The organism is Nitrospira sp., from assembly GCA_037045225.1.
Classification (GTDB): Bacteria; Nitrospirota; Nitrospiria; order Nitrospirales; family Nitrospiraceae; genus Nitrospira_A.
In genome coordinates, this window is record JBAOHZ010000009.1 from 1,620,940 (window position 1) to 1,634,509 (window position 13,570).

The 13,570-nt window shown below is 57.2% G+C and carries 13 protein-coding genes and 2 tRNA genes; 5 read left to right on the forward strand and 10 right to left on the reverse strand.

The window, feature by feature from the left end:
* Window positions 1–4 precede the first annotated feature (4 nt).
* From V9G17_08320 to V9G17_08335, 4 genes are all read left to right on the forward strand, one after another.
* Window positions 5–634, forward strand: coding sequence for a YkgJ family cysteine cluster protein (locus tag V9G17_08320; GenBank protein MEI2752595.1), 630 nt, complete (start codon window positions 5–7; stop codon window positions 632–634).
* Window positions 635–681: 47 nt separating this feature from the next.
* Window positions 682–758: transfer RNA gene (locus V9G17_08325), tRNA-Arg, on the forward strand.
* Window positions 759–805: 47 nt separating this feature from the next.
* Window positions 806–881, forward strand: a tRNA-Lys gene (locus V9G17_08330).
* A gap of 3,051 nt (window positions 882–3,932) precedes the next feature.
* The gene (locus tag V9G17_08335; protein ID MEI2752596.1) at window positions 3,933–4,292 is read left to right on the forward strand and encodes a PilZ domain-containing protein; all 360 of its coding nucleotides are present in this window, start codon (window positions 3,933–3,935) and stop codon (window positions 4,290–4,292) included.
* A gap of 53 nt (window positions 4,293–4,345) precedes the next feature.
* On the opposite strand, the gene V9G17_08340 is transcribed toward V9G17_08335, so the two are convergent.
* From V9G17_08340 to ricT, 9 genes are all read right to left on the reverse strand, one after another.
* A complete protein-coding gene (locus tag V9G17_08340; GenBank protein MEI2752597.1) occupies window positions 4,346–5,371 on the reverse strand; it encodes a hypothetical protein in 1,026 nt (341 codons plus the stop codon).
* A 3-nt stretch (window positions 5,372–5,374) separates the two neighbouring features.
* The gene (locus V9G17_08345) at window positions 5,375–5,821 is read right to left on the reverse strand and encodes a c-type cytochrome (protein MEI2752598.1); all 447 of its coding nucleotides are present in this window, start codon (window positions 5,819–5,821) and stop codon (window positions 5,375–5,377) included.
* An 87-nt stretch (window positions 5,822–5,908) separates the two neighbouring features.
* Complete coding sequence (locus V9G17_08350; GenBank protein MEI2752599.1) at window positions 5,909–6,466, reverse strand: DUF1264 domain-containing protein; 558 nt, start codon at window positions 6,464–6,466, stop codon at window positions 5,909–5,911.
* A 52-nt stretch (window positions 6,467–6,518) separates the two neighbouring features.
* A complete protein-coding gene (locus V9G17_08355) occupies window positions 6,519–7,025 on the reverse strand; it encodes a DUF1264 domain-containing protein (GenBank protein MEI2752600.1) in 507 nt (168 codons plus the stop codon).
* Between the two features lie 111 nt (window positions 7,026–7,136).
* Window positions 7,137–8,207, reverse strand: a complete 1,071-nt coding sequence (locus V9G17_08360) for a cytochrome c peroxidase (protein ID MEI2752601.1) — start codon at window positions 8,205–8,207, stop codon at window positions 7,137–7,139.
* Window positions 8,208–8,363: 156 nt separating this feature from the next.
* Window positions 8,364–8,963: a VOC family protein gene (locus tag V9G17_08365; GenBank protein ID MEI2752602.1), complete on the reverse strand. Its 600-nt coding sequence runs from the start codon at window positions 8,961–8,963 to the stop codon at window positions 8,364–8,366.
* The gene (locus V9G17_08370; protein ID MEI2752603.1) at window positions 8,947–10,503 is read right to left on the reverse strand and encodes an aldehyde dehydrogenase family protein; all 1,557 of its coding nucleotides are present in this window, start codon (window positions 10,501–10,503) and stop codon (window positions 8,947–8,949) included. The genes V9G17_08365 and V9G17_08370 overlap by 17 nt, the downstream gene beginning before the upstream one ends.
* A 7-nt stretch (window positions 10,504–10,510) precedes the next feature.
* Window positions 10,511–11,602, reverse strand: a complete 1,092-nt coding sequence (locus V9G17_08375) for a saccharopine dehydrogenase C-terminal domain-containing protein (protein MEI2752604.1) — start codon at window positions 11,600–11,602, stop codon at window positions 10,511–10,513.
* Window positions 11,603–11,727: 125 nt separating this feature from the next.
* Entirely contained in the window at window positions 11,728–12,480 is a 753-nt protein-coding gene (gene ricT / locus V9G17_08380) for a regulatory iron-sulfur-containing complex subunit RicT (GenBank protein MEI2752605.1), read from the reverse strand.
* 222 nt (window positions 12,481–12,702) lie between these two features.
* Here ricT and V9G17_08385 point away from each other — a divergent pair, with 222 nt between their 5' ends.
* Window positions 12,703–12,951 carry an ImmA/IrrE family metallo-endopeptidase gene (locus V9G17_08385; GenBank protein ID MEI2752606.1) on the forward strand — a complete coding sequence of 83 codons (249 nt, stop codon included), beginning with the start codon at window positions 12,703–12,705 and terminating at the stop codon, window positions 12,949–12,951.
* Between the two features lie 57 nt (window positions 12,952–13,008).
* Here the strand turns inward: V9G17_08385 and V9G17_08390 are convergent, their stop codons facing one another.
* Window positions 13,009–13,494 (reverse strand): EVE domain-containing protein, encoded by a 486-nt coding sequence (locus tag V9G17_08390; GenBank protein MEI2752607.1) that lies wholly within the window; start codon window positions 13,492–13,494, stop codon window positions 13,009–13,011.
* Window positions 13,495–13,570: the final 76 nt, after the last annotated feature.

Here is a 13,570-nt window from a genome sequence, read left to right on the forward strand (position 1 = left end):
CGCCATGGGGGCCAAGGCGTCCTCTCCTCACCCCATGCCCTTGTTTCACCAAGCCGAAGACTGGTTCCGACGTGCACGCGCCTCCCTGCTGGGGCAAATCCCCTGCGGGCGAGGCTGCTGTGACTGTTGCACAGGAATCTTCCCCATTACCCGTCTCGATGCCCTCGAAATTCGGCAGGGCCTCGATGTATTACCACCCCCTATCAAACAGACCATCACCGCGCGTGCCCGTGCGCAGATCGTCACCATCGAAGAGCGCTACCCTACGCTGAAGTCGAACCCCTCCCTCGACGAGTGGACCGACCGCACGGTCGATGAGATGGCCGAACAATTCGCCCACCTTCCTTGCCCAGCCTTGGACTCGGACGGAACCTGCGGCATTTACTCTCACAGACCCATCACGTGCCGCACAATGGGCATTCCCAACGAATCCGATGGTGTCGTCCACGGAGCCTGCGCCCTTCAAACCGCCGTGCCCATTGTCCGCCTTTCAGCCACCCTTCGAAACGAGGCCGATCGCCTCGCCGAATACGAAGCACTCTCGCTGTCTGTCCTGCGCCACCCACGATCTCAGGCCGACGACGAAATCCTCCTGCCCTACGGATTCGTGCACAATGGCGATCTCACTCCCTAGACAGCAACAGAAACGCTATGCTAATGTGCCGAATCTGATCGACGGGAGCGCCTGTAGCTCAGCTGGATAGAGCATCAGCCTCCGGAGCTGAGGGCCACAGGTTCAAATCCTGTCAGGCGCACCATTCGCTCTGTCAGGTACGAGACGATCGATACATAGTGCACACCGGTGGGGCCGTTAGCTCAGTTGGTAGAGCAGCTGACTCTTAATCAGCGGGCCGTAGGTTCGACCCCTACACGGCCCACCATTTTTCAACTACTTACGCAGTTCATTCCTAATTCAAGAGCAGCCGGTTTAAGATCCCGACTCCATCCCGCAATCTCTCCAGATACTGGTGCTCATACCGTTGCGTCATGATGGGCGATTTGTGTCCAACCACGCTTGCATCTGGTAGAGATCGATTCCACTCTGCACGAGGGTTCTCACAGACTAGTGGCACAAGTCGTGACAGTTGAAACCTTCGATCTGCGCCTTGCGAAATGCGAGGCAAACCGAGCGTGATAGACGACCGGGCTCAATCCTCCTTCTCATGCTGAACATTGAGATGCACCTCCCCGGACATGAGACAAAAATGTTTCACCGACGGAGCCAGCCGCAACCATCATCCTGCCGCCAAACAGCCTGTCAGCTCTCGGGCAGAAGGTCTCGCGCTCACAGCTAGCACAGAAAGTCCGCTCGCCCCTCAGCGCCGAGAAATTATGTGAAGATCCGGAAAGTAAACATTCCCAAGATCTCACGCATGACCTACAATGATATTGAGAATTGAAATCATAACAGACATTCACCCTGCTTCGATATTCAGCGCGACCAGGAACTGAACTGCCCGTTTATGTCCCTCGCCTGAAGACAAGGCGGCACTGAGCATGCCCATCAGTCCGGCGGAGTAGCGTGAATGGACCCGTTGGATGGAGCGCGTGAAGGGGGAACACCCCTCTACTCAAACTCCATCCAACGGCTTCACATACCAAATTCTATCCTGGAGAGACGCCGCATGAATTGCTCCCGATGCGGAGGGTGCCTTGCGACCGAGCCGTCTCTCGATTTCTACCGTCCTGAAGATCGATGGCGATGCATCAATTGCGGGGCGCATGGCTCACGTCACTCGCACCCTGTACGCGGAATGCAATCCGCATCGCGTCGCACCATTCCTCATGTTGACGCTGAAGCCCTACGAATCACGAGTCGTCCCTAGTCACACGCCAGAGGTGCCTCCATGCTCACGATCAACCCAAAAACTCCCCCATTTCTGCCACCCGCCATCACGCAAGAAACCCTCACACTATTCAACTGCACCAACCACAACCATCCCTGGTTATCCTTGTACATCGTGCTTCCTCTCAGAGCGCCTGAGGCCGCCTCTCTCGACCGCCACAACGACAATGGGGTCCATAAGGAAACACTGCTGCTTACGACTTGCCCCAATGCCAAGACTTTCCATACCTCATGGATTCGCCAGACACCCACCCTCCGAACTTCCGTGCTTACTGATCCGCTGTCTCGACTGCACCGCCCACGCAACTTGTTCGGAGCATCCGCCCAGGCCCAATGCTGCAGCGTACTGATCGCCCCCCCTGGTGCGTTGAAAGCCCATCTCACTCATCACCCCAATGACCTTAGGATGAACTCATTGAAAGAAGCCTTGATAACAAATCATCGGCTGCCCAGACCACTTCCCCTGGAAACGTCTTTCTCATGTAATAAAGGAGCATCCACATCATGCATTCTCTAAACCACCGCACAAGCCCAACCGCACTCAGCCTGTGTACCTGCGGCAAACTTCACTTCAAGTACGGCTCGATCACCTTACATTTCGAGGCCAATGAATTCACCTCGTTCGCAAGCGCCGTGGCACACCTACACGCGCAGTATACGGAAATGAAACCAGCGCAACCGTCCAACTCAGTCCCGTCGCTGCACAATGATCTTTGCCACTAATTCATGGAGGCCGCTATGAAGATTTATGATTGCCCCCGCTGCAGACACCACAGCCTAGTCCACACAGGAGGGTTCCTGTCATGCGGGCAATGCGGTTACGCCATTACGGCCTATGCCTTGGCCGCCGAGCGGCAATCACGAAACGATTCATTCCACAGCTCAAAAACATAATCGGTCCGACCTGGAACGGCATGGTATCGAACAGTCCTACTCAGAAATATGTGCGCCCTAGAATGGGAAGCGATCTGCCGGTCGCACTCAGCCTCGTCGTGTCCCTACTCATGGTTTTGCTTGCACTACTGAGCACCATCCGTTGGTGAACGTGATTGGGGGGCTAAAAAGCACGTGCGTGTCAATCAAAGTAGGAACTGATTTCGCCGGCTGTTCGCTCGCCCACTGAGTAAGCGCGGACAGTCCGCTGCCCAAGGATGTCCTATTCCAACCAGCAGGTCTGAACACCCACACCCGGGTTTTACCCATCGCTCACGCGCCGCAGCACCTTCACGTTCGTCCTCAACCAGAGCGGTATCCAAATTGATGTACTCATTATCGAATCGGATACAATTTTAATCCGGGCACTCACGCAAGCCGTATCGAGCTGCTCAACCGTCCACCATCTCACCCCAATAAAAACAATACGTTCGGCCAGAACTACGCGCTATCACGGAAATGGTACGTGAGTTGCTATTACCCATTGTGCGAACGCCGGGCCGATGACCACCTGGCCAATCACAAAGGGAGGGTACGATCATGCTCTGGGCCATTGCGATAGTGGGAACGTATGTGGCAGGGATTTATCTTCTTCGGCTGGTATGGTGGCAGGAGTAATGCCGATGCACTCGTCGAACCTGACTGACCTCTGGAGAGAAGCGCCTCCAGAATCCCAGATGGCCCCCCAGCTCGACTGAGGAACAACCCATCAGACCTGCTCACGGTCGACTACCGGGAACGAATGTCTCACCTGTGCCGGCAACGACCAGGTACCGGCAACCTCCTCCCGCCGACTACCCTCGATGAGCGAATAACCCCAACGTAGGGAGTCGTTAGTGGCTTCTTCATTCGGTAGTCGGCACTCCGTCGAATCCCTCGCCAAACTTTTGGATTCGTGTCCCAGCTGCACCGGCCGCATCTATCGCTCCGAACGTCGCGGTTGGCGAGACTTTTTCCTGTTTCTCCTCCGTCGCTACCCCTGGCGATGCCGGGCCTGCAGCCACCGCTTCTATGCCGCCAGCCGCCGATAACGTACCTGACCATCACTGGCGACCACGAGGCACGGGATTCGGCCTCGACCAGACCGCGCAAAGCTCTGGCCCCTCTAAGGCGGAATAGGATTCCGCCCTGACTCACGCCTACACTCCCATCTATGCATCCACACGTTCCTTCCTCCATTCCTTCCCCCACGGAGACAACCCTCACCTTTCAGCGATCGAGGGATCGTCTTGGCATCGTTTGCCCTATCATGTTCGCTGGGGCTCCCTTTATCGCAGAAGGCGTCATCCACAACGTCTCTCACACCGGGTGTACCGTGGAGTCCGACCGAATCGTGCTGAACGGCAGCTACCTTATCGTGCGCCTGCTTCTGCCGGATGCAACCCGTGCGCTCAGCATTGAGCTGGCCGCCATCCGATGGGTTCGTCAAGGGCACTTCGGTCTCGAGTTCATCCGAATCCCTCCTACTGATCGAGTCCGTCTAGACCGGTTTTTATTCGACCACCATCGCTAATCCCGCCCCACGCCAGGCCAATCTCATCCGGCAAGCCGTCATCCCCCCACCGACTAAAAACGATACTGCAGGCCGACGGACGTATTGGTATTGAAAAAGTCTCGACTCGTGGCACTCGAGGCTCGTTGCGACCGCTGTACTCCCAGGGTGACCGAGGCATCCGAACTAATCCGGTACCGCAGTTCCGCCGACCCGACATGTGTCGTATCAACTACGCCTCGATTGCTATCGCCTGCCAACTCACTCGTAAAGTCTTTTCGTCGATACGCGTACCCCAGATCTAACGAGAACCCCTGCCCCAGCACCAGAGTCGAGCTAACGGAGAGGAAATGTTGTCGATAGGAGACATCGTCTCTCACCTGCACATCTCCCCGACCGTCTGCCACCCCTCGCTCAAACAGATAGGCCACTGTCAGCGAGAGCCAAGCAGCGGCGTCAAATGTCACTTGTGGGCCGATCGTCCAGAACTTCGTGTCTCGTTCTGCGAACGCCTCGTTGAAGAATCGGAGCCCATACCGCCCAACGAGGGTAGCCATCCATTGCTGATGAAACCGATGTTCAAGTTGCGTCCGCCACACATGGGACGTGACTCGTTCCTCATCTAACAGCCGTGTGCCCGTTCGTCGCTCGATATTCGGCCCGAGAAAGAGATTCGGAACGTACCGATACCGAAGAAGCAGCGACGTATCCGGTGTCAGCGCCTGCTTCACCTGCAGTCGATAATTCCCATGGTTAAAGATACTGTGATCGGTATAGATGAAGCCGGCTGCCTTCATCGAGAATTCGGTCGGACCGAAGGCCGTCTCGGAGACACGCCGCACATCCAGCGACGGTTCCCAGACCACATCTCGAGGATTCTTGAGAGGCACGATGGTCGGTTGACTGGGGTCCTCAGACAACGCCATCCGCCGCGTAGCAGAGAGCTCAGACACATTGTCGGTATACAAGACCTTGGCTTCGGTCGAGGCCGACCATTCACCCGCCTGGGCGTGGAACGTTGGAGAGATTCCCGCAACCAACCAACCAACGAGGAACCATGCCCGTCGAAGTCGAGCCCGCGAGTGCACTTCCGGCCTCACATGTCATCGCCCGCCAAAGGAACGGACATACATGAGCACTTGCCACGCCTCTTCCTCGGTCAAGACCAGGGGGATAAATGGGGCCATATCCGTCCCAGGACTCCCGTTTTTCAGAATCCAGAACAGCTCACCATCCGTCCGAGCATGCTGCCATAACTTGTCGGTAAAGTTTCGTGGCAGCGGTCCTTTGAAGCTGGAATAGTCTAAATCCATTCCCAACCCCTTCCCATCCGATCCGTGGCAGGCTCGACAGAATGCTTTCCCCTCGAAAAGCGCCTTCCCCTGCTGCAGCCTCTCCGGCGTGACAGGAAAGGGATTCGTCACCGCCCGGGTCGACTCGATCTGGTCGATCGGAACACGGGGACGCAAGACTTCCGACTCCGCCGACCAGCCCAGCCTGATTCCCCCGAGCAGGAGGAAGGTGATCAGACATACCCGGCCAATATTCATCACAGCCGCTCCCTTCCACCAAAAATGACACAGGCGGAGAAGGCGCACGATGCGCCCTCTCCGCCTGATGAATCTGCGGTGCGCCGATTATTCAGTGCGATGCTTGTGGCCCACAGATTGCGGATGTCCCACCTCACCGTTGGGAGCATTGGCACCGTTGGGCCAGAGATGGAAGATAATGCCGTCGGTCTTAGCGGCGATTGCCGCCACTTCCTTTGCCTGCGCCTCAGGCATATCGAGAATCTGTACCCGTCCCGTGGCGATCTCGACCTCGTGGTCGTGATAATACTTGTTCCACGTCTCCAGAGGAACATGCGCGCGCGAGACGGATTTCGCCACAAAATACTCAATATCCGTCAACAGGGCGTTGGCGTCCGTTGATTCGAACAACAAGCACTGCAGCACTTCCGGAGAAATCGGCTTGCAGTAGTGGTGATAGGGGCCATGCACCGTCCCATCCTCGAATTTATGAGGCGCCATCACGTGAATGGTATACCCCTGTGCTGGTGTCGGCTTGGCTTTTGCCACCGCAGCGGCGGCGGGTGCCGCGGCTGAGGAAGACTTCATCTCATGGGACGTTTCCGCACAGCCGGCTGCCGTCAGCGCCGCCGCACACATTCCGATCATCACAATCGCACTTCGCATCGGGGCCTCCTTACAATGTATTCGCAAGATCGATCACGCATGACCGGCAACACTACTCCGTCCGCGGCTTATGTCCCACGGACGTCGGATGTCCGACCGATCCATCCGGTGCCTTAGCGCCCTTCGGCCATAAATGAAAAATAATGCCGTCCGTCTTGGCTGCCGCTGCCGCGACTTCCTTCGCCTGGGCATCAGGCAGATCCAGCACCTGAACCCGCCCGGTGGCAATTTCAACTTCATGGTCGTGATAAAACTTGTTCCAGACATCGAGGGGCACCGCCGAGCGTGACACGGGTTTCGCGACGAAATACTCAATGTCGGTCAACACCGCATTAGGATCGGTGGATTCGAACAACAGACATTGCAACACCTCCGGCTTGATGGCCTTGCAATAGTGATGGAAGGGACCGGCGACCGAGCCGTCTTCCATTTTATGCGGTGCCATGACGTGAATATCGAATCCGTCGGCCGGACCCGGTTTCATATCCGCCGCAAACGCAGGCCCGCCGAAGGCGAGTGCCACTGTGCTCGCACCGAGCACACAAAGGTTTCGAAACATGTACGGCCTCCTCTGGTTGGGGTTAGAACCTACCAATGATTCCACGCGATAGACGGATCAGGACGCGCTATCAGCCTGTGAGAGACACGGACAGATCAAAAGGATTCGCGTTTATTTCGGCAATGTTGGCATGCTGAATGGAATCGGTGCTCCTGTCAACGACTTCAAGAACGCAATGAGATCGGCTTTCTCTTCCGCCGTCAGATTCAACGGCTTCATGAGGGGACTCAGGTTGGCATTGTTCCCGCCACCCTGATTCAGAAACTCGACGACCTCCTCCAGCGTCTTGAACGCCCCATCGTGCATATACGGGGCAGTGTCCGTGATACTCCGAAGCGTCGGCGTCTTAAAGGCACCTCGGTCTTTTTCCGCCCTGCTGACGACAAAGCGGCCGAGATCTTCTTTCATCGGGCCGACTTGCGGCACTCCGAGATTGTGGAACTGGTTGTCGGTAAAGTTCGCGCCGTTATGGCACAGAATGCAGCGGGCCTTTCCCTTAAAGAGAGCTAGGCCTCGAACCGCCGCCTCGTCCATGGCCTTCTGATCACCCAAAACGTATTGATCAAACGCGGAATTCGTGGAGAGTATCGTGCGCTCATACGCGGCGATAGCCTCGGCAATGCCCTGCAGGCTGACGTCTGCCCCGAACACGGCCTTGAATTGTTGCTGATACCCTTTGATCTTCCCCAACTTGGCCACGACACGCTCATGCGTCTCGGCCATTTCAACCGGATTATGAATGGGTCCGATCGCCTGTTCTTCGAGCGACCGTGCGCGACCATCCCAAAACTGAACGTGATTGAAGGCTGTGTTGTATATCGTCGGCGACTGACGCCCCCCGATGCCTCCGCCGACCCCGATCGATGTCTGGCGGGGATCCGCAAAACCCGTCCCAGGGTTATGGCAGAAGGCGCAGGAAATCGCGTTATTCTTAGAGAGTCGCCCATCAAAATAGAGTTGCTTGCCAAGTTCGACCTTTGCAGTGTAGTTGAGATTCGAGACCGGTATCGGAACCACCGTCGGAAGGGGCCCGACATCCGGCACCGTCACACCATCGACCGTCACGGTGCCGTGAGGAGCGTGGCCGGACGGCGAAGCCTGCACGGAGCCACTGCCGGCCCCAACTGAGCAGACGACCAGTAGTGCAAGGATCGAGCGTGACACCGAGAGAGATTGCACCATGAAGAACACCTCCTGTTGAGACCGCACAGACCAGAACACTCTCGACCTGGGTTAGTCGACGGCGCACATTGTACGCAGATTCTCGCACTTGGTCGAGGGACTCTTTCTATGGCGGGAAACAAGGTTCGGACAGGAAGGGCAACGGGCATCGGAATCTCACATCCCTCGCATGGTTGAGCGCATGAGACTGTCGGCTTGCGGCGGGAGAAACCCCTGATACCCCTGATGCCGCTCGGCTAGTTCGAGCACGGAAAAGGGTTGCCCGTCGACCATCTCCGGGGCGGTAAAAATCTGGCGCAAGGCACCTCCCCGGGCGCCGACGATCTCACCAGCAAAGACCACGCCCTTCGCCTTCAATTTGAGAATGGCCTGCTCGATATCCTCCACCCGAACCGCCACATGGTGAAACACCTGATCGCCGAATTTCTCGACCCACCGAGGGATGATGCTGGTTTTGCCTCGATCGTCGGAGTACGCCTGATCGACAAACAGGGCGGGATACCCGCCCCGCCGGAACACCTTGGCATACCAATCGGCATAGTGAATCGTCTCATCGTAGGTATATCCCAGCGCGATGAATTCCTCGGCACGCCGATCGATATCCATCGTCCGGATAGTGACATGGTCGATCACCGGGACAAACCCAACCCCGACGTCGTCGAGTGCCCGGCTGAGCATCCGTCCCGCACTATTCTGCGACAGAAAGTCGGCGGTCATCACTGCCATCACCGCATCAAGGTCACCTGCGTGCGCCATCGCGTCCTCCTTCCATCCGCTCAAAGGTCACGCCCTGAGCAAGCGGCAACTCCGTTCCCCAATTGATCGTGTTGGTTTGCCGACGCATGTAGGCCTTCCAGGCATCGGAGCCGGCTTCACGGCCGCCACCCGTGGTCTTTTCTCCACCGAACGCCCCCCCGATTTCTGCGCCGGACGTCCCGATGTTCACGTTGGCTATCCCGCAATCGCTGCCGATCGCGGACAAAAAGGTCTCGCTATTTCGAAGGTTAGTGGTAAACAGCGACGAGGACAGCCCTTGCGGAACCGCGTTGTGCATCCGAATGGCTTCGTCCAACGTTCGATAGGTCATCACATAGAGAATCGGCGCAAAGGTCTCCTGCTGCACGATGTCCCAGTGGTGCTGCGCCCGCACGATCGTGGGCTCGACAAAATGGCCCGGTCGAGACAAGACACGTCCTCCGCACAGCACCTCCCCGCCTGCCTTTATCACGGCCTCAAGTGCAGACCGGTACCGCGTCACCGCCTCCCCGTCGATCAGCGGCCCCATCAACGAATCCGGCTGGAGCGGATCGCCGATCTTCACCTGCGCGTAGGCCGAGAGCAGCCGAGTGATCAGTTGTTCGTATTGGGATTCCTGCACGATCAAACGCCTGGTGCTGGTGCACCGTTGCCCCGCCGTCCCAACCGCCCCAAACACGATAGCGCGTGTCGCCAACTCCAAATCAGCCGTTTCGTCCACGATGACGGCATTATTCCCACTCAACTCCAGAAGGCTCCGCCCCAACCGATGTCCGACCACCTCCGCAACATGTCTTCCGACCGGCACCGAGCCGGTGAAAGAAATCAACGGAAGCCGCTCGTCTCGCACCATCCGCTCGGCCAGTTCGACGCGCTCAGTCGTCAAGAGTGCGAAGACACCGGGATACCCGGCCTCTTCCAACACACGATTGCACAGCCGCTGAACCGCCAATGCACAGAGCGGAGCTTTCGGTGAGGGTTTCCACAACACCGTATTGCCGGTCACCGCGGCAAGAAAGGCATTCCAGGCCCAGACCGCGACAGGAAAGTTAAACGCCGTAATGACCCCCACCACGCCCAATGGATGCCATTGCTCATACATCCGGTGTCGTGCACGCTCTGACTGCATGGTCTGCCCATACAGCATCCGCGACAGCCCGACGACGAAGTCCGCCATGTCGATCATCTCCTGCACTTCGCCATCGCCCTCGGCCTTAATCTTGCCCACCTCCAACGACACCAGCGTTCCCAAGGCATCTTTGTGGGCTCGTAGCGCCTGCCCCATCAGACGGATCACCTCACCGCGCTTCGGCGCCGGCACCATCCGCCAGGAGGACTGGACCTGCTGCGATTCGGTCACAAGGGCATCGTAATCGGCAACGGAACACCCATACACCTGTGCCAGTCGCTCCCCCGTTGATGGATTCCAGGACTCGACGATACCGGCGTCGGTGGAGCGACTCCATGTCGCGGAGGAAAGACAGCCCCCCTGCTCTTCCTGCGTCAACCCCAAAGTCTTGAACAATTCTTGTCTCGTCATGATGTTGTCAGGCCCGGAAACAATCCCCGAAGCGATTGTTCAGCACATCTTGCAAGCAAAAGTGTTCCTGCGTGACGAAGCCGCGATAGGCTGACGGCTGAGCCATGACAAGATCAACGACGCAACAGAGCGACGACGCCGTCGTGACCTGAATAGCAGACCAGAGCCGCCCGAGAATCGTTCGCGGGTACACTTTCTTCACGTAGGTCTCTTCGAACAGCTCACCCTGCCTGGTGCCGGTCACCGCCGCATAGATCAACACCACGTCCTGCTGCGTCTGAGGAATGGCTCGTTCCAGGATTCGCTTGAGCGTCTCCCGATCCTCATTCAGCTTGAGGTCTTTCATGAGAAATTGAATCTTTTCGCAATGCCCGGGATACCGCAGGGTCTTATAATTCATGGTTCGGACCCGCCCACGATACGTGTCCGCAAGGGTGCCAAGCCCGCCGGACGTATTGAAGGCCTCGTAGAGCAGCCCATCCAACTCAATCGTCTCGTATCCTTCCAACGGCTGAAGGTGGACCTCCTCCCCCCCTTCAATGCCGACACAGACGTTTGCATACTCATTGATCAACCCGTCGGTGGACCAGGTGAGGGAATATTTCAGCGCATTACTCGGATGAACGGGCAACGCGCCGACACGCATCTTCACGTTGTCGATGGATTCGAAGTGGCCGATGAGATCGTTCGTTACGATACTGATAAACCCCGGCGCCAGCCCGCACTGAGGGATAAACGCACGATCGGCGCCCTCGCTGATCGCCTTGACGCGACCGGTCACGGCCACATCTTCGGTGAGATCGAAATAATGGAGTTGGTGGGCTCGCGCGAGCTCGGCCACGGTCGGGTTACAAAAGTACGGTAGGCTGGAGATCACCGCGTCGAATCGGTGTGAGCCGATGTAGCCCGCAACTGAATCCGGGCGCCGCACGTCTAACGCACAGGGGGTGACTGTGGACAACGACAAGTCATCAACGAGTCGTTTGGGGGCATCGAGGGTGAGATCCGCCAGGTGAACGTGATACTGCCCGGTAGCCGACAGCAACCCGGCCACGAGGGACCCAATTTTCCCGGCTCCCAGTACCAAGACCTGAGGCATCCGTCACCTCACAGCCCATTATACTCCTTCGGACGAAAAGAACCGCCTTTTCTAACGGCGATCGGGTGCAGAGAAGAGTGGCCCGGGAAACGAATGAGCGGAAGAATCTTTGGAACTCGAGAGACTTACGACGAGGCCAGGCGTGTACGGGAGGGATTAATCAACGCGGATGCTTTTGAGGAAGGGGTGTCCATCGCCTCGAACAAAAGGCAACACTTGAGGCGACCGCAGACGCCAAGCAATTTGGGATCGTCGACAGGGAGGCCGAGTACCCTCGCTTGCTTGACAGTGACCGGCTTCACTTCGGTGAGAAATGCCGCGCAACAGAGCACGAGACCACAGGTATCAATCCCGCCCAATCGACTCGCTTCGTCGCGCACCCCCACCTGGCGCATCTCAATACGTCCCCCGAACCGACGCGCCAACAGACGAACCAATTCACGGAAATCGATGCGATCCTCGGCCGTGTACACGAAGGTCATCTGCCGGCGGTGAAACGAGCAGAACACCTCGACAAGTTTCATTCTGAGACCGAGAGCCGAAGCCTGCTCCCGGCAGGCCTTCATCCCCTCCGATGCCAACCGTTCATATCGATCGATCGTAGCCGCATCTTCGGCTGTGGCCTTCCTGGCGATCGGCTGAATGACCCGCATGGGCGGACTGAACGGCATCACCTGTGGGGCCCCGTAGACCACCCCGTAGCTTAACTCACCCGCCACCTCGAGCAACACACGATCTCCTGACACCAGGGGCACGTCCCCAGCATCAAATTTTTTGACCTCCCCTCTATCACGGATCTTTACACCCACGATCCGAACAACTGAGGGATAGGGTTTCGCGAGTTCTTGTGCCAGCAGGTTCTCGACCATTGGAGGCATGATACACCATCCCCTCTTTCAATTGAAATGCTCGGCGCTCCCTGACCAGCATCGAAAATTCCGCAATCACCGCGAACCCTCATGGGTCGAGTACAAGGCAACAGACCACAAACTACTGAAAATAATCAATTTTTAGATAGGAAGACGAAAGAGGAAATATGTTAGGCTATCCAGGAACAGGAATTCTAGGTTAAGGCCACCCATCGATACGACCGTGAGGGCATGGTGCGAATACCAAACAAAGTCGTCCTTCCATTCGGCTATCACATCATGATCAGGCAGGTCACAGACTCTGAAATGGACCGGCAGGATGCGAATGCGGATGGGATTTGGGACAATGAGGCCAAGACCATCTACATCCGCAAACGACTCCCCGTCACACGGCGGCGGTATATACTGGCCCACGAACTCGGACACGCCTGGCTCGACTGGCAACATCGATACCTGGATGACGGAAAGGCTCGCAGCTGACCTCCTGCCGAAACCATCCTCTCCCCTAACCCAGAATCGCCTCTAATCCGCTTGCCCCTATTTGCCGGCCTGTCCCCTTTCCAGCTGGAGAATGTCATTCCACTCGGATACCCGCACCGGCTGAACCGACAATCGTGAGCCCTTTCGTAGCAATTCCATCCCTTTGAGGCCCACCCGACCTCGCAGCAAGTCCAACCCCATCGGAACGGTGAATTTGCGAACAAATCGAATATCGACGAGATCCCAGCGCGGCTGATCGGGACGGCTGGCCGGATCGTAGTGCACATCCTGCTTATCGAACTGTGTGGCATCTGGATAGGCCGTTCTCACGACCTCGGCAATTCCCACCACCGAAGGAGGATTGGCATTACTATGATAAAAGAGAACCTGATCTCCGACCTTCATTGCCCGCATATAATTACGCGCCTGGTAGTTCCGTACCCCATCCCAGGCAGTCGTTTTCTTCGGTGATCGAGCCAGGTCATCGATCGAAAAGACCTCAGGCTCAGATTTCATCAACCAATAGTGCCGCTCAACTGCCATCGAATCCTCCTCAACCCTTGGTGTCTGTACGCCCTCAGTGTATGCTGAGCGCTCTATCTCGCCTGTTAACCGGGAG